Annotated in this window: 2 protein-coding genes; both read left to right on the top strand. The window is 56.5% G+C overall.

The annotated features are described in order from the left end of the window. Positions 1 to 160, top strand: a 160-nt coding sequence (locus AC5ZGW_RS46800) for an MT-A70 family methyltransferase (protein WP_496114221.1), incomplete at its 5' end; no start/stop codon positions are given. Continuing rightward, a partial coding sequence (locus AC5ZGW_RS46795) for a hypothetical protein (protein WP_496114220.1) occupies positions 157 to 568 on the top strand: 412 nt, incomplete at its 3' end. The genes AC5ZGW_RS46800 and AC5ZGW_RS46795, both read left to right, overlap by 4 nt.

The following is a 568-nucleotide window of genomic DNA, read 5'->3' as shown; positions in this document are numbered from 1 at the left end:
GCCCCGTGGCGGTGAACATTCCGCAAAGCCCGAAATCTTTCTTGAGATGATCGAGCAGTATTTCCCGACCGTTCCCAAGATCGAACTGAATCGGCGGGGCGTTGCACGACCGGGTTGGAGCGCTTGGGGGAATGAGGCTGACGAGGGAGCAGCCGCATGATCCGAGACCCGGTGAAATACTGTGCGGCCCTTTGGGATTGGGATTTTTTGAAACCGTGCTTCAACGGCACGGCCATCCGGGTTGCCGACCTTGATGGTCTGCTGGATGACGAGGGCATCGTCCAAAAGCACGGCTACGTCGAGAGGTACGGCCATCATCTCCTGTTCGAGACGACGGTGCCCGACCGGGAAATGACGAGCGGGCAATTGAGAAGCCATAGCTCGTTGGTGAAGGTTGGTTTTTGCGTCGTCTACTTGTGGGGGGTGCCGAACAGCTTTCCGATTCACAAAGTCCAAGTCTGGAAAGAATTTGAGGCGCAGCGCGGCGATGTGAACGTCAACGTCAGCGACGCCGGACTCGTTGGCTGGGTTTGTAAGTGGTTCAGATGGTCAACACAAAATCCGATCA

The sequence above is a fragment of the Bradyrhizobium sp. Crot121 genome (assembly GCF_059512385.1).
Note: the sequence above shows the minus strand (reverse complement) of the source record. Positions and strands in the feature narration are given on the sequence as shown.